Genomic DNA, 19,430 nt, shown 5'->3' on the forward strand with positions numbered 1-19,430 from the left:
TTTCGCTGGCGTTTTTATCATTAGATTAGTGAAATTAGCTACAACTGCTACCTTTATAACTCACACATTTAACGTTGAGGTGTAACATGGCTGTTTCTGCAATCCCAAAAGGTTACCATGCGGTAACCCCGTATTTGGTTATTGAAGGTGCCACTAAGGCGATAGAGTTCTACAAACAAGCTTTTGCTGCTGAACTTGTAATGCAAATGCCTCTGCCTGATGGTGGGGTGGCACATGCTGAAATAAAAATAGCCGACTCTCATATTATGCTTTCTGATAATTGCCCTGATGTGCAATTTAAGTCGCCGCAACAACTTGGCGGTACGCCGGTGAGCATTATGCTGTATGTTGAAGATGTCGATGCTGTTTTTGCTAAAGCATTATCGCTTGGGGCGAAAGAGCTGCGTCCAGTACATGACCAATTTTATGGCGATAGGTCAGGGACTCTAGAAGACCCTTTTGGTCATATTTGGACTATAGGTACACACAAAGAAGACCTCAGTGAGCAAGAGCTTATGCAGCGCATGAGCGAGCTTATGAGTAAAGAGCAAGATGCTTAATACCTATCTGCAAATTATAGTTAATCATTTTGTTCTGATATTTAAATCCGGATAAGAAGGGTATTCGTATGTATGTTAAAACATATGAGTTATCCCATGAAAAAACGAGTTTTATATTGGCTACAAAATGATTTACGCCTAGCTGATAATGAAATTTTATCTGAATTAGCAGATTTTGCTGGCGAGCTTGATTTAGTGTTTGTGATTGAACCGCGTTGGTTTAGGCAAACTAATTACCAACAGAAGCCATATGGGGAACATAAGTACAACTTTTTACTTGAGAGCCTATCTGCATTTGCAAACGCAGTTGAGAAACTTGGCCAAACACTTCATGTGATCACAGGTGAGCCTGAGTATGTAATCAGCCAGCGTTTGCAAAAATATAATATTGAAACATTGGTTTGTACCGAGCAAGTTGGCGTTTATGAGCAAAAACAGCTCGAAAAAATTAAAGCTTTATGCCCTCAAGCTGCCGTGAAAACTTATCAGCAAGATACCTTGTTTAAAGCAGCGGACTTACCTTTTCAGCTTGATGAATTACCAAAAAATTTTACCGCCTTTCGAAAAAAGGTAGAAGCTGAGCCAACCTTTATAGCTGCACCGCGACCTGCGGTCAGCCGATTACCTCACCCAGTACAGTTATGCGCTGAACACAATATTGCTGACGTAGTTACCCAGTCAGCTAACTTTAAAGGAGGTTTATTTGCAGCTCAGCAACATTGCAGTGCGTACTTTTCCTCAAAAGCACCAAGCAGCTATAAAGAGACTCGCAATGAGTTAGATGGCTTTAGCAACAGCACTAAGTTTAGTGTTTGGCTCGCTGGAGGCACAATTAGTGCTAAACAACTGTATAACGAAGTTGAAAAATATGAGCATCAAAACGGTGCAAATGAGTCGAGCTATTGGATAAAGTTTGAATTGCTATGGCGCGAATATTTCAAATGGCATGCACTGCAAGCGGGAGCAAAGCTTTTTTTATTCAAAGGTCAAAAGCAAAATGCGCCGCTAACAACGTTTAACAGCCAGCGTTTCACTGCTTGGTGTAATGGCTGCACTCCATTTCCATTGGTAAATGCGATAATGCATGAACTCAACACAACAGGCTTTATATCTAACCGCTCGCGGCAGATTGCAGCAAGCTGTTTGGTTAATGAGTTAGCTCTTGATTGGCGCTATGGTGCAGCTTACTTCGAACAGCAACTTATTGATTATGATGTGGCTGCAAATTGGGGCAATTGGCAATATATTGCGGGTGTCGGTGTCGACCCGAGAGGTGGGCGTCACTTTCATATCAATAAGCAAACAGCGCTTTATGATCCTTTGTCACGTTACATTCGCAAATGGAATGGCGAGCAAACGACCACAACGCTTTTTGACTCGGTTGATGAGGTTGACTGGCCGTCAAAGTGAAAAATACCAATCCGCAATAAATCTGTAAGAGTATATTTATTTGATTATATTTTAGTATTTTTTGCCTTTTTAACTAAAATAATGAATAAGACTTAATTGTTTATCATTAGGCTAGTTATTAAGGCAGATTATGGCATTTAGTGAAGCTTACAATGAACTAAAGTCGCAGCTAGGACTAGATATTGCACAGTTGCTTCTCGAAAGTGGTGATGTGGGAGTTTGGCTCTGGAATGTGCAAACAGGCGAAACAATTTTTAATGATAAATGGGCAGATATCATTGGCTATTCTCTGTGCGAACTAGAACCCGTTTCAATTGATACTTGGCTTACCTTTGCTCACCCTGAAGACTTAGTGAAATCTGAGCAATTATTAAATGAGCACTTCGAAGGTGAATCAGCGCGATATGTCTGTGAAGCGCGTATGAAACATAAACGAGGCCACTGGGTTAAAGTGCTTGATAAAGGCCAAGTACAAACGTGGGATGAAAACGGTAATCCAGAATGGATGGTTGGAATACATATTGATATTACGGAACAATGGCAAAAAGAACGCGAAATTGAATTCCTACATCAAGAACTAAAAAAGTTCACTGATAACCTCCCAGGCTTTGTTTATCAATATGTAATAGACAATAAAGATGAAGCGTTTTTCCCATTTGCTACATCAAAAGTATTTGATATCTATGGCTGCTCTCCCAAAGATATTGAGTCATCAGCAGATAGAGTTATGCAAGCGATACATCAAGATGATCTGGAACGTATTGTACGAAGTATTGAGCATTCACGTGCAGAGCTAACTGATTGGTGTGAAGTGTTTCGCGTTAACCACCCCAAAAAAGGACAGATCTGGATTTCGGCAAAATCATCTCCTATAGCCCGAGCTGATGGCAGTGTAGAATGGAATGGTTATTCTGAGGATGTTACAGAGGAAGTTAAAAGTAATGAGAGAATTAAACTATTAACGGCTGTTTTTTCTACAACTAGCCGGGGGATTCTGATCACCACCGCTGAGTCTGTGATTGTTGATGTAAATCCTGCTTTTGAGCAAATAACAGGGTTTAAGAAGCATGAGGTAATAGGTAAAAAACCTTCAATACTTTCTGCAAAGAAGCAACCAGATGAGTTTTATCAACAAATGTGGACTGAGTTGCTCGATAAAGGCTGTTGGCAAGGAGAGGTATGGAATAAGCGAAAGTCAGGAGAGGTGTTTCCTGAGCAATTATCCATAGATGCATTGTATGATGAAAATGGCTTGGTTTCTCATTATATCGGTGCATTTGATGATATCTCTTCGGCGGTAGAAAAGCGCCAGCTTCTCAATGAGCTAGTTAATCAAGATCCACTTACTAAGCTATTGAATCGCAGAGGACTCGATATTCAATTGCGTGCTTTCTCACAAAGAACGCCAGCAGAGCATAACCAATTTGCATTGATCTATCTTGATCTTGATAATTTCAAACTCGTTAATGATACATATGGTCATGAACAGGGTGATAATTTGTTACTGGACATTAGTCAGCAATTGCGTTTACAAATGAGAGATAAAGATGTGCTATCGCGCATTGGTGGTGATGAGTTTGTTATTGTTTTACCTTCATTAACAAAGGCTAGTTTGTGCCAAGATATAGCGCTACGATGTCAGCAGGCGGTTAAAAAAGTAGCGCAAGATTATGAAACGGTTCAGCCGGTAAGTGCGAGTTTTGGTATCGCCATGTATCCTTTACACGGACACAGTGCAAAGGAACTATTGGCCATCGCTGATAAACAAATGTATGAAATGAAATTGGCTCTAAAAGTCTCACCACTCGGTTGATATTTCAACACTAGGCAGTTTATTCAAAAGCGGAAGTAATGTGCGTTCTTTGCGCAAATCTTTACGCTCGTTTTCTAAATCTTTGCGTTCTCGATAAAGCTCTTTTTGCTGAGTATTATTAAGTTGGTTACTGTTAAGCTCGCCACGAATATCTTTTAATCGACGGTCGATATCGTCAATACGATTATCAATATAACTCAGCCTTTGTTGCACTTGATATCTATCGTTACCTTCTTGCCATGCTTTACGAAACGCTGTGCTATTACAGACACCATTGTATGACGCGCCTTGCATGCCTAACGTAAAGCCATTTTCCGGTTCACAGTATGTAGCGAGGCCCTGATCGTATCCCACTTTATATTTAGCAATGTCAGCATTTACACCATACTCACTGCATTGTGATAGTGCATCTATGCCATCGCGATACTCAGTGCCATCTGCACCATGTTTATAACCAATACCATACCAGTCAGCTTGTAAACATTCATTTTTGCTAACCGAGGTGCAGCCTGCTAATACGATTAGTGGCAGTAGAGGAAGAGTCCATTTTCTCATTAAAATCTCAGCTTATGATATTAATAACTTAATAGATTCTAGCCCGAAAAGTTCGTTGTTAGAAAGCTGTTTTTACTTCAAAGCAATTAATTCAAAATGGATGGCCTGAACTTCATTCACCATTGGCAGAATTTCTGAGCAACACGTAAATTAGGCTGAACATTCTTTAAATGAGTTAACTGTAAGATGCAAAGTAAAGTGAAATGGCAGCGCTTTATCAATAAATGGCGGTCAAAAAACATAATTTTAAACCATAGCTTTAATAGTTCTGTGGGCGACATAAGTTTTGCGCTATTCAATTGCCATTGGGTTTGATGCTTGACGGTTATTGGGCAAGGCAAGTGTCCTGGGTAAGTTTGCCAAGGCGCAAGTAAAGCTCGTGGGTAATCGGTTTTTAACCATCGTTGATAAAAACGGTGTTTGCGAACATACTCCACCGGTAAACCCAACGGATACTGTAGGACCTTCCACGAATAAAATGGATGGAAAAACTCCATTTTAAATTCGCAAACCTGCTCGTTAGGAACACTCAAATGGTGGTGTTGATCGTTAAGCAGCAAGAATAATTGAAATGCTTTTTCAAGTGGTAATTCAGCGAGTGGTTCGAAGCTAATTTTTAAGTTAGCTATCAGTTTTTGTTGTAATTGTTCAGCATTATGAACAACTGACTTAGGTAAAAAAGCGTATTGTTGTTTGAGGTAAGCACTGATTAGTTTATCTAAGTTGTTTTCTTTTGCTGCAGCATAAATTTCATCACCGTAATAAATAAGCCCGACCCCAACACTACCGCCATTTCCTGACCAGCTTATTTGTGGTCTGCATACGTTAGTGAAATCTTGATGTTTCGCTTTACGCCAATATTTGCCAAGGCGCTGTTCGACAGATAGCCGCTGGGTGTCTGAAACTTGTATTACTTCTAATGGTACTGCATTTTGTGATGCATATTGTTTAGCACAAAATAGATCTTGGCTATCAGATTGCGAAAAGTTAAACGACTTCAATTGCACGCCTTGGCGCAATAACTCACTGTTAATAAGCCTAGAGTCTAAACCGCCAGATAAAGTGCAAAGAATTGTTTTATCTTTATGTTTTGCCTTTGCAACTAAAGTTTTAAAAGCCTTTGAGATCCCTTCAATTGCATCTGGTGTAACGAGCTTTTGTTTTGCAAGTGATACCCAATCAAAATATCTTTTTCTAGTTACACCCTGTTTTGCATTAAAGCATAGCATTTCACTTGGGTATGAGCATTTTACGTCTTTAAACGGCGTATGATCTAAAAGAGGATAACCAAGCACGGCAAGCTCAGTTAATGCATCCGGATTGTTCTGTAGTTGGATATCCAACTGCTTAAATAAATTAAGGTTAGTGGAAAATAGTAAACCATACTGTGTTTGTAAGGTATAAAAAGGTTTTAATCCAAGTGGATCAGTCGCTAATGTTAGGCGCTGGCTCTGCAGATCAAATTGACAAAAGCTAAATACTCCTTCGCATTGCTGCAAAGAAAAGTCGAGAGACTCGCAGCCCGCAAGTGTAATTAGGTCCTGTGTTCTAGAGCTTGATATGAGAGGGTGTCCAATGAGTGTTGCAATTTGCGACTCAGTTCGCAACCAGCTCGACTGCTGATATGCATCAAAATCATACTGAAAAATGGCTCCATACTCGCAATTAAAAAAACGAACATGTTTTTCTTCATAGTTACTAAATACATTAGCTAGTTGATTTATATACTTAAAGTCAGTTTTATCTGAATCATTGAATTGGAAATAACCTGCAATAATAGCCATGTTAACCACCTTTTCGTTTGCTAACTTATTAGTAAAGTTGCAAGCCATAGGCCAAAACGAATAAAGGCCTTAAACAAGGCCTTTGGTAACATTACAAAATTACAAACGCAGATCAGCGATTGTTAAGTTGTTGGTTGATTTCATCAAATATACTCGCATCATCAATGGTAGATGGAATTTGTAGTTCTTCACCATCGACCAATTGGCGTAAGTTCTTTCTGAGTATTTTTCCTGAACGGGTTTTTGGTAGGCGCTCAACATGCAAAACATTCTTTAAGCAGGCAATGGCACCAATTTGATGCCTTACAGAATGGACTAGCTGTTGCTCGACTTCTTTGCTATCGCCAAGGTAATCGTCTTTGAGCACTATCATCGCCATAGGTAATTGCCCTTTGAGTGCATCGTTAACGCCAAATACTGCACATTCAGCAACAGCAGGGTGGGCTGCAACAATTTCTTCCATTTCACCGGTTGATAAGCGATGACCCGCAACGTTAATTACATCGTCGGTACGACCCATAATAAATAGATAACCATCGTCATCAATATAGCCACCATCACCAGAGAGGTAATAACCCGGATACTCGCTTAAATAACCCGCTTGAAAGCGTTCATTGTTTTGCCAAATTGTTGGTAAGCAGCCAGGAGGTAAGGGCAGTTTAATTACCACCGCACCATTTTCGTTTGCTGAGCACTGCTGCCCATTCATATCAAGAATTTGTACATCAAAGCCCGGTGTTGGCACTGTTGAGCTACCCGCCTTAGTGGCAAGCTGTTCAATACCAATTGGATTACACGCAATGGCCCAACCTGTTTCTGTTTGCCACCAATGGTCAAGTACGGGCAAGCCGGTGTTGTCTTTTAGCCATTCATAAGTGGGAGGATCTAGGCGTTCACCGGCCAAGAATAAACGTTTTAAACTCGAAGTATCGTATTGTTTAAAGCCCTCTGCGGTAGGGTCTTCTTTTTTAATAGCGCGAAACGCAGTAGGAGCACTGAATAAGGCGGTGACTTTATAATCTTCTACAACACGCCAAAACGCACTGGCATCAGGGGTTCTTATGGGTTTGCCTTCATAAAGTACGGTAGCGCAGCGATAAATAAGCGGTGCATATACAATGTATGAGTGACCTACCACCCAGCCAATATCAGAAGCAGCCCAAAATACTTCGCCGGGTTTCATGCCATACACGGTCTCCATGCTGTAATGCATTGCAACAGCGTGACCACCGTTTTCTCGAACCACCCCTTTAGGTGTGCCTGTGGTGCCTGAGGTGTAAAGAATATAAAGCGGGTCGTCACCTGCAACCGGCACGGCATCGACTGAACTTGCTGCATCAGAGGCTGATTGCCAATCGATGTCTCGGCCATCTTGCATCTCGGCAATGGCTTGCTCACGCTGAAAGACAATACAGTGTTCAACAGTATGCTGGGCGTTTTCGAGTGCTTCATCAAGCAGTGGTTTATATTCAATCACATGATTGATTTCGACCCCGCAAGACGCAGTAAGCACAAGCTTAGGCTTTGCATCATCAATACGCACCGCGAGTTCGTGCGGTGCAAAACCACCAAATACAACGGAGTGAATGGCACCAAGGCGAGCACACGCTAGCATACCAATAACCGCTTGTGGGATCATTGGCATATAAATGACTACACGGTCACCTTTGCTTACGCCAAGGGATTGCATGAGTCCTGCAAATTTAGCAACTTGAGTTTGTAACTCGCCATAAGTGTATTGTTGTTTAGTATTGGTAACAGGGGAGTCGTAAATTAGTGCAGTTTGGTCGCCATAGCCTGCTTCGACATGTTGGTCGAGGGCTAGATAACAAGTGTTTAGTTGACCATCGGCAAACCAATGGTAAAAATCATTATCGTCATATTGATAAGGGGCACTTGGCTCTTTAAACCAAGGAATTCGTTTACTTTGCTCAAGCCAAAACTGACCCGGATCGCGCTGGAACTGTTGGTATTGTTGTTGATATTCGCCCGCCATTGTGAGGCTCCTATACTTTTTAGTGAGAGATTTGTACAACGTACTAAAAAATATAGGGCGATATTTGATTAAATAATATGCGACCTTGGTCGGCATTAATTGGGCTAAATGTCGTGAAATCGCCCTGTTTAGGGGCGGTTTCAGGGAATCGAGATGCTAATTAAACCTGTTGTTCACTAATAAGCGGTAAGCAAATGAGTATCTTAACGCCACCTAACTCACTGTGCTCAGCCTTGATAGTACCTTTGTGCGTTTCTATTAGGCTTTTACAAATCGCCAGTCCTAGGCCTGAGCCACCCGTTTGGCGGCTACGTGATTTATCAACGCGGTATAAACGTTCGAATATTTCAACTAACTGATTGTTAGTCACGCCGGGTGGGGTATCTTCAATGCTAAAAGTAATACTCTGCGCTGAGGCTGTCGCTATAAATTTAATTTTGCCGGGTTTATCAGTATAAAAGGTGCTGTTTGATAAAAGATTAGCCAGTACTTGCTTAATTTTATCGATATCCCATGTCACCTTTATATCAGCAGTAACATGAATGTCACTGGTAAATTCAAAGCCTTTGCTTTGTACAAAAGCAGCAAAGTCTTGCTGCCAAACGGATAATACATCAGCAAGTAAATAGGGTTTGAGGTTCAGGTATAGGCTATCTGAGTCTGCTTGTGCTAGTTGGTGGATATCACGGATCAGTATATTGATATCGGTTAGCTTTCGATTAATGGCATCGTAAGAGGCATCAACGTCTTTTGCGATATTGTATTGCAATGCTTCAACTTGCAATTGTAGCGCTGTGAGTGGTGTGCGAATTTCATGGGATACATCGGCTAGTAAGCGGTTCTTCTTATCAACGACTTCTTGTAATAGTTGTGCTCGCTCGCTGGCAAGTTTACGCTTTTTAAATGAGCGGTAACCAAAGCCTGATATCAATAAAATCACACAGCTTAGGCCGAGTAACCAGGCTTTAAATTGCCATTCACTTTCGCTTAGTTGTGCTGCTTGAATTTGTTTATCTGCACTTAATTGGTTTATTTCTTGCTGATTTCGCATAAAGGCGACTTGGCTTTGCATCGCGGCCACAGTTAAGTCGTGCTGATTTTTACCCGTTTTATTTTCAAGGGTTTGATAGCGGCTTTGCGATTCAAATGCCTGTTTATAAAGTTGTAATGCAAGGTAAGAGTCAGTGAGTAATTTATTTAAGCTAATTTGATCTTCGACATCTTGTAACTCATTAGCCTGGTTTAAGGCCTGTTCTGCGGTTTTAATTGCTTTTGCATGGTCATTAAGAGCTTGATAGATACGTGTTTGGGTGATCGCTAAAGACACTAAATGGGAGCGAAAATTAAAGTCAGTGGCGATTGCCATGGCGCGATCAATATAGGCTTGCGCTTCACTAATGTTATTTTGTTTTAGAGCAATTAACGCCATTAAATTATATGAACGGCACAATCCTGTGTTTGAAGATGAGGGTAGATAATAGCTAATCGACTTTTCAGCATAGTCTGTGGCTGTTGTAAGCTCACCTTGTTTTAGCGCTGCATAGCCGACCTTCATGGCACTATTACCGATATCGACTTTAGAGCCAATTTCTAAATCCAGAACGTGCGACATTTTAAAGTGCTTTAACGATTGGGCACTGTCACCCATACGTCGATAAACTTCGCCAATTTCATAAAGTGCATCAGCAATGCCTTTTTTATCGTCAAGTTTTTGATGTAAAGAAAACGACAAAGTAAGATTGGCTAGTGCGTCGTGGTGGTCACCAATAATTGCTTCAATAATACCTAAGTTCTGCAATGCAGAGGCATAAGATTTAACGTCATCAAACTCTTGTAAAATATTGACTGCTTTTTGTGCTTCATTGAGGGCAGCTATGTACTTATCTTGCCAGCGTAAAATGGCTGCTAATCGCTCATAGGACTGGGCAATCAGCACTGAGTTATTTATCTGTTTGGCAATGGATAATGCATCGCGGTAGTGTTGCTCTGCCTTAAGAAAGTTACTTTTTCTGCCTTGTGCGTAACCTTGAATAAGCATTGCTCGTACTGTTACTGACTGGTTATTGTGCTTTTCCCCGTAATCAAGCAGCTGCTCTGCATAGCTAAGAGCTTGGTCATAATCGCCACTGCCCATATTCATAAATGCCAGTGATTCGAATGCCTCTTGTATGATGTTAGGTTCATTGGAAAGGGTCGAGTCGTTAGTTAATTGCTCAAATATTTTAGTGGCTTGGTTTGGATTACTATTACGTAACAATTGTGCTTCGTTAAGCTTCTCTAAGGCTTGTTCAGGGGTAATAGCAAGGGTATTTAGCGATAAGCAGCTAAGCAAAATAGCTAAAGCTAAGCCTTTGTAAGGTGATTGCGTGTTTTTCATTATAATCTAGGTAAAGGCAGATGCCATTTTTGTAAAATTGCTTGGTATTGACCGTTTTGTTTCAATGCTTTTATGGCATCACTCAATTGCATAGCAAGTTGCTTGTCCAATTTTAGATTCGCGGCTAAATAAAGGCCTGATGGGTAGTCGTCTAAGTGGAGGCTCTTATTAATGTCACTAGGGAGAACTCCTGATAACGCGAGTTCGTTTTGTAAGGTAAGCGTGTTGGTTAGTACAAAATCAATTCGTCCTTTCTCTAGCATTTGCCAAAGTTGATGGTAATGACTGACCAGCACCAAATTTTTATTTTCATTAAAGCCAGCTTGTTTCAAATAATGTTCACTTGAATAGCCACGAATTGTTGCCACACGATATTTCTTTGCTTGTTTTAAGCTTTTTATTTCGTGGTTTTGTTTGGCAAGCCCAACTAAATAAGCATCGGCAAAATAGGTTTGTGCTAGCCATTGGAATTTATATTCACGAGACTCATTTTTTAGCAATGAAATCATCAATATGCTTGGGTCATTTTGAAACTCATGAAAAGCTCGGGCCATTGGCATAATTGCGAATTCGCCAGCGATGTTTGTTTTCGCTAGGGCAGACTTTATCACTTCAACAAGCGCACCATCGGCTTTACCTTGCTGATTTTTAAAATGGTATGGGGGTAAATCTTCGGCAATAAAGGTCAGTGTTTTCGCCGTCGTAGCACTACTGATAAAGCAGAAGATAATAACAATCAGCAATGAACGAAGAAGCATAAAGAACCTACACCTTTAAACATATTGTTAACATAGTAATGAATATTAATAAAAAGGTATAGGTTTTTAATCGGTGAATCGGAATTAGTTGTTCTTTTTGCTTCGTGGCGCACCGAGTAAAATACCGATGTGGCAAACACAGACAGATAAAAACGCACTCAACCCTAATGCACCGCCATAGCCATGTAAGCGCGGCACGAGGTACTCAAACAACAAAGCAAATAGTAATGACGCAATGGCTAATGTAAAAATGCCAAAGCGTTTTGGTGCGCTCATACCGATGAAAGTACCGCCGAAAAATGCCACGCTGTATAGCTCAACATCAACGGGGAATAGACTCAAAATCGCAAATGCAATAATGCTGGTGGCCGCTGATGCGCGAATGCCGTCGAAGCGATTATGATGTGCTAAAAAGTAGGTTGAGTAAGCACCTAATAACGCTGTTATCGCAATAAATATATTCATCAAAAAATCCCTTTTGCAAGCATATAAAGCGCCACACTGGCAAAAGCCACACTACCAAGTCGGCCGCCAAAACCTGCAAATAGATTCATAGTCAAAATATAAAGGCTGGCACCGATCAATGAAATAAGACTTAGCTCCCAATAACTGTTTATTAAACTTGAAGAGCACATGCCAGCAAAGCTACCAGCGTAAATGGCCGCATAAGGGTGTGATTTTAACGTTTTTGAAAAAGGTAAAAACGTACCGATTAAGCCTGTCGCAGCAGCGGCTACAACAATAGGAACACGAAAATATTCGTGTAAGACGAAACAGATAAAGCAGCCAAAAAAGAAACAAATATACTTTATTAAAAAAAACCGAAAGTGCTCAAAGCTACTCATGTTTTTAAGCTTTGCTGTGTAATTTAAGATAAAAAGCTTAAGTGATTTCATACTCACTTATAGGTAGTTAGAAAGATAGTGATTTTCACATTATCTAACCACAAAGTACAATTATAAAAGGCATCTGACTTTGCAAGATGCCTTCAAAAATTATGATTGCTGGTGTCGTGGTGACCTAATGCTGTGGTGCCCATAAAGAGATACGATAAGAAAACATCCAAGTGGTACAACAAACGAAACCGCAGTGTTAAAAGCATCTATGGTTGCGGCTTGGATCAGAGGTAAAAATGCGCCCCCTAAAATTGCCATGACTAAACCAGCCGCACCAACTTTTGCATCTTCGCCAAGGCCTTCAAGTGCTGTGCCGTAGATGGTTGGAAACATCAAAGATAGACAGCTTGAAATAGCTACAAGTGCGACTACGCCCACTAAATTCACTTGTGTGGTAACAATAAAACACAGCACGGCTGCAATTAAAGCCATAAAACGCAGTAATTTAGCGCCGCTAATAAAGCGCATTAGCCATGTCATAATGAAACGAGATACTAAAAACACCAACATCGAATATTGTAAGACTTGGCCGCCGGTAACTTCTGTAGTGTTAAGTGCTTCCATGGTGTAGCCAATGGTGTAGGTCCATACACAGGTTTGCGCGCCAACATTAAAAAATTGTGCCAGCACACCAAATCGATAATGCTTGTTTTGATACAAATGTTGAAAGGTCTTTTTAAGTTTACGCGGCTGCGCTGTTACTTTTGTTTCTGTTGCAGGAGAGCGGCTAAAGAAGATACATAGCCATAGTAAGATTAAGCAACAGGCCATACCCACATACGGCACCATCACTGCATCGAGCTCTGCACTCACAACGGTTTTTAATTGCGCTTCACTCATCAGGGCACGGCTTGCGCTATCAGCTTGATTTAAGTTCGGTAAGATTAACGTCGCCGCTAAAAACACACCAATATTAGTACCAACAGGGTTAAAAGCTTGCGCGAGGTTAAGTCTGCGGGTGGCTGTTTGCTCGCATCCTAACTGCATGACGTAGGGATTGGCAGAGGTTTCTAAAATAGACAAACCACCAGCAAGAATAAACAAGGCCAATAAAAAGTGGCTATAGAGCATGGTTTGACTAGCAGGGTAAAACAATAAGGCACCACAAGCGGCCATGGCTAAACCCACTAACAGCCCTGTTTTATAATTAAATCGTCTATTGATCATGGCCGCCGGTAAAGCTAAGCAAAAATACGCGCCGTAATAACTAAACTGCACCAGTGCTGATTGCAACGCACTCATAGAGAATGTTTTGCTAAAAACTTTCACTAATGGGTCTGTCATATTGGCCGCAGTACCCCAAGCAGCAAAGCAAATCGTAAGCAGAATAAAAGGCCAAAGCATTTGGCGCGATACAATAGCAGGCTGTGTTTGCATAGTTCACCAGGTTAATGTGTTCATATTGTTGTGGCCGACAGTATTCACGACTATAAATAATAAATCAACCTAGTTGATTTATTATTTTGACTGGTAGATAGTACTGCAAACAGGTCTAATAGGCCGCTTATCAAGCTTGTATCAAGAAGGATGTTATGAAGAGCAGTTTATCGCGAGCACCAAGAAGCAATAACGAGCGCGCAATCTTAAGTTTAATTAGGCAACAGCAAAGCATGCCTAAAGCACAAATAGCAAAAGCGTTAGCCTTGTCTGCTCAGGCGGCAACAGTGAATATCAATAAGCTTGAAGAAGATAAGCTGTTGCTTCGTGATGCACCTGTTAAAGGCCGAGTAGGGCAGCCAAGTGTGCCATTTAGGCTCAATCCAGATGGCGCATTTAGTTTTGGTTTGAAAATTGGGCGACGACGCTTCGACCTGATACTCGTTGACTTAAAAAGCACGCAAAGAGCATCGGTATCTGTTGAGGTGAATGAAGCGTCGGTTGATGAGCTTAAATCATTCTTAGAAACATATATCCCAAAGCTAATCAGTCAATTAGAGCCTGAACTGCGCTCACATGTGTGTGGGCTTGGGGTCGCTATGCCGTTTGATATTTGGCAATGGCAAGCCGCTTCAGACTCAGCAACAAATACCCTTAGCCAATGGCAAAACTTCGACTTAAAAGGTTATTTAGAAAGCCAGTTCCAGTTACCTGTTTATATTAGTAACGATAATAATGCTGCTTGCTGTGCAGAACTAAGCCTTGGTAACCCTAATAACTACAGCGATTTTTTATATGTTTATTTGGGGGCTTTTTTAGGCGGCGCTGTAGTGATTAACCACCAACTTCTCGAAGGTAAAAGTGGTAATGCCGGTGCTATAGGCTCAATGCTAAACGCTGATCGCGAACAGTTACTTAGCCAATGTTCATTACTATCACTGCAAAGCGAGTTTGATAAGCAGCAACTTGGCATTTCAGTGTATGAGCTGACAGACAGTCAGTTTTCAGATCATAAACGACTTGTTCTGCCTTGGCTTGAAAATGCCGCTGAGGCTATCAGTATTGCCATGCATAACAGTTTAAGTTTATTAGATATGCAAGCTGTGATTATTGATTCGCCGTTACCGAGTAAAGCACTTGAACAGCTCAAGCAGTTATCAATTGCCGCATTTGCACGTTTAGATAGTCGTGGACTACGTAGCTGTGAAGTGGGTTTAGGCGTGTGCGGGGAAAAAGCGCAGTCGATAGGTTCTGCTCAACTTGCGCTTAGTCATCATTATTTTTAAGAGGAGTGAGCATCTCACTCCTGCTTAATTCATTACTTCTGATATTGTTTGAACCACGCAAGCGTGTATTCAATTTTCGAAATCATACGTGATGGACGACCCGCAATACCATGGGGTGAGCCCGGTACACGAATAAGCACGGTATCTACCTTTTGCAGTTTTAATGCTTGATAGAATTGCTCTGATTCTGAAATTGGCGTACGGCGGTCTTCTTCACCTGTCATGATCAATGATGGCGTGGTGACGTTACCCACTAATGAAAGCGGCGAACGTTTCCAGTAGTGCTCAACATTATCCCAAGGCATGCCAGGGAACTGGTTACGAATTTGACCAATATAGCTGTCAGCTGAAAGCGTTTTACTTAACCAGTTGATCACAGGCTTGGTAATTGCCGCAGCGTTGAAGCGGTTTGTTAAACCAACCGCATAAGCCGTTGCAATACCACCTGCTGAACCACCCGCAATAAATAGGTTATCTTTGTCGATAAAGCCTTTAGCAATCATGGCATCAACTGCTGAGTTGTGGTCAGTAAAGTCTTCTTCTGAACTGTATTTACCATCTAGCAGTAGTGCAAAGTCTTTACCGTAACTTGTTGAACCACGGTAATTCACATACACAACCACATAACCTTCAGCGGCATAACGTTGTAATTCAGCAGTAAAGCTTGGGCCATAGGCTAGGTGTGGGCCACCGTGAATTTCAACCATTAATGGGTATTGTTTGTTTTCATCAAAATCAGGTGGCGTAATGTACCAACCTTGAATAGCTTGGCCATCGAACTGTGACTTAACATTTAGTTCGTGCACTTTACCAAGCTTTTTATGGCCTAACACATCTTCATTTAATGAAGTTAGCGTTTTACTTTTACCCTTGTATAGGTAGCCTAAATCAGCTGGACGGTACTCGCTGCCTGTGGTGTACGCAATAGCGCCATTATTGGCCATGCTGAAACTACCACTGATATACGGACGACCAATTGAAGTGCCCGATACGGTATCAGTTAAGTCAGTGACCTTACCGCGGCTGTTTACTTTAGCAAGCTTACGCTTACCAAAATCATCGTACTGAATAACAAAGTCGCCGTCGCCTGACCACTTATAATCAGCCACTGAACGGTCTAATTTTTCAGTAATATGCTTGATTGATTTATCGTCTAAATCGAGCATAGATAGTGTTGAGTTAATGTAAGGCACAGGGGCGTTGTCACGCGCAACAAAGGCTAGTTCATCACCGTCTTCAGCGTAACGCGGGTTACTCTCACGGCCCGGTAAATCAGTTAGTTGCGTAAGCTCGCCTGATTTTACATTGATTTCATAGAGGTCTGACTCAGTTGTGCGATATTCCCACTCATCATTGCGATCAGCAGAAAAAGCTAGTTTTGTGTTACTTGGATCCCAAGCAAGTGGGCCATAGTGCTGATAATCACCCGATGTTAATTGGCGTGGTGTGCCACCCGAAACCGGAATAACAAAAACGTGACGATATGAAGGCTCTAAAAAGCCAGCGCCATCAGCTTGATAGCGTGCTTTTTCAAACACTCTCACTGGTTTTGACCACTCAGCGCCTTTTGGTTTTTTCGGCAGTTTTACCGATTTAGCGAACGCAGATTTACCTTCAGGAATGCTCATGGTGAAGGCAATTTGTGCAGAATCATTTGACCACGTTAAGTTACGTACTGATTTTGGTAGTTGCGTTAATAATGCTTGTTTATCTTGCGCTAACCAATAAACGTGAAGTTGATTCGAACCGCTTGAGTTGCTGGTAAAAGCAATTTTCTTGCTATCTGGAGACCAAGTGGGTTGGCTGTAGTTATGCTCATCAGAAAACAGCGGCGTGTGTTGACCTGACTTTATATCGTACAGCCAAAAGCTACGCTTGTTACCATCTTTCATGATGTCGTAGCCGCTGCGCACATAAACGATTTTTTTACCGTCAGGGCTTATTTGTGGGTCGCCTGCGTATTCAAGTTGAAAAATATCTTCAGAGACAAACTTGTCGTTAGCATATACTTGAGCCGTCGTTGCTGCGCACAGCAAACTTGCTCCAATAAGAATTGTTTTTTTTAATTGCATGGAATGGTCTTTTTTTAGCCGTAAAATTTTATCCTAAAAGCAGAGCATTCGCTGCGCAAGCACATTGAGATAAAGTTGCATTTACCCCAGTTGAATTGACTCGAAGTTAATGTGTACTTGCTAGTACCTGATTTTAAAGGCTTAGGCAAACTTAAAATAGTCATCCCAACGACTATCTAAGCGCTGTTTGGCTTTGGTTAAATCAACGGCTGTATAAACGTTATTTTGTTGATGAACCAGCTCAAGCCTTACTAGCTTGTCTAAAGCGTCATCAATTTCAAAGTCGAGCTGGCAATGATGCTGCGCGTTAAACCATTGCTCAATTTGACTATCTAATTGCTGTGCAGTCATCGCTGATTCGCTTTTTAGTAAAAAGGTGTAGGCAAGTAGCGCTTCTTTAACATCTTCTTCTTCAGCTGCATCGACTAGGGTATGAAAAACCCCGGCGTTGTTATCGAGGTTTTTAAAATACAAATTGTCGGCCAGTGCTTTCATAAAACGAATTTTGCGGTTTTTAAACTTGCTCCATTCTTTAAAAATAAAGCTGCCAAACACCCCCATGCCGATTGCAAAGGTAATAAAGTGTTGCTGACTCATATGCACTTCTTCACTGCGCCAACCACCCCAAAAGGCAATCATAGCAATCAGGAGTAAAATTGACGCACCTAATTTTGTTACCAGTACCACAGCTCCACCAATCAGTGCTGATGAACCAATAATCAGTTTATCTATTGGACGCATTTTTACTTCGCTATTCGGAAACAGCATTTCTAAATCGGCTTTTGGCACATTCTGGAATAATTTGACGATGGTTGAGTTTGGCTCAAAGCCTACCGGCATTTTGCCTTTTTCTAAAAAGTACTGCTCGTCTTTAAAGCGGATGAATATGGCAACGCGGTCATAGTTAGTAAACTGAATCTGCTTTTTCTTAAGCCCCCAAAAACTGCGTAGCGTCTCGGTTTTTTGCGATTCGCCGCGACGGTAAAAGACCACTTCTGCAAAGTCATCAAACTCAACGGCTAAACGTACTTTAAATAAAGACTCTTCATTCAGTGCATCTTGCAAGTCTTGATTGGTAATGGTTTCAAAATTGGCAGCATTGAGTACGGTGGCAAAGTTTTTTGCAAAGGCAGATTGGTAGCTGGCACGTTGCTCGTTGGTAATCGGTGTTAGCGTGCGGGTGTCGCTATTTGGGTCAAATGGCGCATAGTTGTTTTTTAAAGACTCCAGCAGCTCGTGATATTGATAATGAGTCACGCTTTGCAAAAGAGTAGCAAACTCCATAAACGAAGCTGATTGCGGCTCACCCAAGTAAGCTTGGCAAAGATTTATGATGTCGTGTTTTCGAAAAGGGATGAATCGCGCGTTGCTCATAGATTTGTGTAATGACATTAAAACTGGCTGGGATAATAAAAAAATAACGACAAAATTGCGACCGTTAGTGGCAAATGGCATGAACTTAGACTTTTTTACTGACTAAAACGGCTTATATTTAGAATATTTACTCCAGTAAAAACGCTGGTTTTTCCCCTTTATAGTGGCTTTATCATGCACTTTTAAATTTGCTTTGCTAATGTTTAATTCATTGCAGCAAGTTGTCGTGATTAATTATGAATAAGCAAGCACCCCCTCCAGAAGTAAAGGCTGAGTTAAATTCAGTACCTCTTGTAGTAAAGCAATTCTTTATTAGCTTTTTTGTTGTCGTTTTATTGATGATAGTCGTGACTTATTTGTATAACTTTAATCGGCTTGAAAGTGATGTTTACTTAAATGGTGTGCTCAGTGATGCTATTAATTTGCTGATTTTGATTTGTATTTTTGCGTTTGTGCAAACTTCGGTGGTTGCTAAGCGCAGTTACTTATTTTTAAGTGTGGGTATCTTCCTTTGGAGCGTCGGACTTACATTTGATTTTTTAGATGAGCTGGTGTTCCAACCAATCTGGGTCGGCATTTATATCGAAGATATTACCCGCACCTTAGGGATGCTTATCACTGGGTTTGGTCTTTATTTAGCGCTTACTGATTTAGCTAAAACCCGAGAGCAGCTCGAAGAAGAGCTAAAAACCGATGTATTAACAAAGGCGTACAATCGTCGTTATTTTTACCATTATGTGCAGCAAAACCAAAGTAAACCACATAGTTTAGTGATCGCCGATATTGATCATTTTAAGGCGATTAATGATGAATATGGCCATGATGTAGGCGATCAGGTATTGATAGACTTTGTTTATCAGTGTCACCAAGCATTAGGAGAAGACGTTCTATTTGCGCGAATTGGTGGTGAGGAGTTTGCAATGTATGTTGCCACAGATGATGCAGATGAATTACATGCTACCTGCGAGCAACTGCTGAGCCTTGCCAGTAATGTGATGGTGACACCGAGTAAAACGCTCAGCGTGAGTGTTGGTTCAGCGATCAAACGTGCTACTGAGACCTTTAGTAGTACCTTGAAACGTGCTGATCAAGCGCTTTATTTGGCTAAAAATCAGGGTCGTAGTCGCTATGTTCATAAACCGTAAGGGACGGTTAAGACTTTTTGTTGTAAC

The 19,430-nt window shown here is 41.2% G+C and carries 15 protein-coding genes; 5 read left to right on the forward strand and 10 right to left on the reverse strand.

All coding sequences use genetic code 11. The features are described 5' to 3' along the window. Positions 1-86: 86 nt before the first annotated feature. The 3 genes from NO991_RS10825 to NO991_RS10835 all read left to right on the forward strand — a co-directional run bounded on the left by NO991_RS10825 (position 87) and on the right by NO991_RS10835 (position 3,783). Positions 87-560 carry a VOC family protein gene (locus tag NO991_RS10825; protein WP_054551851.1) on the forward strand — a complete coding sequence of 158 codons (474 nt, stop codon included), beginning with the start codon at positions 87-89 and terminating at the stop codon, positions 558-560. Between the two features lie 96 nt (positions 561-656). Then, on the forward strand, positions 657-1,970 hold the full coding sequence (locus tag NO991_RS10830; protein ID WP_371352008.1) for a DASH family cryptochrome: 1,314 nt from the start codon (positions 657-659) through the stop codon (positions 1,968-1,970). 130 nt (positions 1,971-2,100) lie between these two features. Continuing rightward, positions 2,101-3,783, forward strand: coding sequence for a sensor domain-containing diguanylate cyclase (locus NO991_RS10835; RefSeq protein WP_235372885.1), 1,683 nt, complete (start codon positions 2,101-2,103; stop codon positions 3,781-3,783). On the opposite strand, the gene NO991_RS10840 is transcribed toward NO991_RS10835, so the two are convergent. From NO991_RS10840 to fucP, 8 genes are all read right to left on the reverse strand, one after another. Continuing rightward, complete coding sequence (locus NO991_RS10840) at positions 3,769-4,338, reverse strand: DUF2799 domain-containing protein (protein WP_300358851.1); 570 nt, start codon at positions 4,336-4,338, stop codon at positions 3,769-3,771. The genes NO991_RS10835 and NO991_RS10840 overlap by 15 nt on opposite strands. 116 nt (positions 4,339-4,454) lie before the next feature. After that, a complete protein-coding gene (locus NO991_RS10845; RefSeq protein WP_300358854.1) occupies positions 4,455-6,122 on the reverse strand; it encodes an asparagine synthase-related protein in 1,668 nt (555 codons plus the stop codon). 112 nt (positions 6,123-6,234) lie between these two features. Next, on the reverse strand, positions 6,235-8,118 hold the full coding sequence (locus NO991_RS10850) for a propionyl-CoA synthetase (RefSeq protein ID WP_138619532.1): 1,884 nt from the start codon (positions 8,116-8,118) through the stop codon (positions 6,235-6,237). Between the two features lie 160 nt (positions 8,119-8,278). Next, positions 8,279-10,495, reverse strand: a complete 2,217-nt coding sequence (locus NO991_RS10855; RefSeq protein ID WP_371352009.1) for a tetratricopeptide repeat protein — start codon at positions 10,493-10,495, stop codon at positions 8,279-8,281. Next, entirely contained in the window at positions 10,495-11,253 is a 759-nt protein-coding gene (locus NO991_RS10860) for an ABC transporter substrate-binding protein (protein ID WP_300358862.1), read from the reverse strand. Before NO991_RS10860 ends, NO991_RS10855 begins: the two co-directional genes overlap by 1 nt. Before the next feature lie 84 nt (positions 11,254-11,337). After that, positions 11,338-11,718: a hypothetical protein gene (locus NO991_RS10865; protein ID WP_054551843.1), complete on the reverse strand. Its 381-nt coding sequence runs from the start codon at positions 11,716-11,718 to the stop codon at positions 11,338-11,340. Further along, the gene (locus NO991_RS10870; protein ID WP_300358869.1) at positions 11,718-12,098 is read right to left on the reverse strand and encodes a hypothetical protein; all 381 of its coding nucleotides are present in this window, start codon (positions 12,096-12,098) and stop codon (positions 11,718-11,720) included. The genes NO991_RS10865 and NO991_RS10870 overlap by 1 nt, the downstream gene beginning before the upstream one ends. 150 nt (positions 12,099-12,248) lie before the next feature. Then, positions 12,249-13,526 (reverse strand): L-fucose:H+ symporter permease, encoded by a 1,278-nt coding sequence (fucP, locus tag NO991_RS10875; protein ID WP_300581461.1) that lies wholly within the window; start codon positions 13,524-13,526, stop codon positions 12,249-12,251. Positions 13,527-13,681: 155 nt separating this feature from the next. On the opposite strand from fucP, the gene NO991_RS10880 reads away from it, so the two are divergent. Beyond that, positions 13,682-14,812 carry an ROK family transcriptional regulator gene (locus tag NO991_RS10880; protein ID WP_300361222.1) on the forward strand — a complete coding sequence of 377 codons (1,131 nt, stop codon included), beginning with the start codon at positions 13,682-13,684 and terminating at the stop codon, positions 14,810-14,812. A gap of 32 nt (positions 14,813-14,844) precedes the next feature. On the opposite strand, the gene NO991_RS10885 is transcribed toward NO991_RS10880, so the two are convergent. Next, the gene (locus NO991_RS10885; RefSeq protein ID WP_371352010.1) at positions 14,845-16,884 is read right to left on the reverse strand and encodes a prolyl oligopeptidase family serine peptidase; all 2,040 of its coding nucleotides are present in this window, start codon (positions 16,882-16,884) and stop codon (positions 14,845-14,847) included. Between the two features lie 141 nt (positions 16,885-17,025). Then, complete coding sequence (locus tag NO991_RS10890) at positions 17,026-18,258, reverse strand: TMEM143 family protein (RefSeq protein WP_300419993.1); 1,233 nt, start codon at positions 18,256-18,258, stop codon at positions 17,026-17,028. 236 nt (positions 18,259-18,494) lie between these two features. On the opposite strand from NO991_RS10890, the gene NO991_RS10895 reads away from it, so the two are divergent. Beyond that, positions 18,495-19,403: a GGDEF domain-containing protein gene (locus NO991_RS10895; protein WP_054551839.1), complete on the forward strand. Its 909-nt coding sequence runs from the start codon at positions 18,495-18,497 to the stop codon at positions 19,401-19,403. Positions 19,404-19,430 lie beyond the last annotated feature (27 nt).

Source organism: Pseudoalteromonas sp. DY56-GL22 (assembly GCF_041414715.1).
Lineage (GTDB): Bacteria > Pseudomonadota > Gammaproteobacteria > Enterobacterales > Alteromonadaceae > Pseudoalteromonas > Pseudoalteromonas simplex.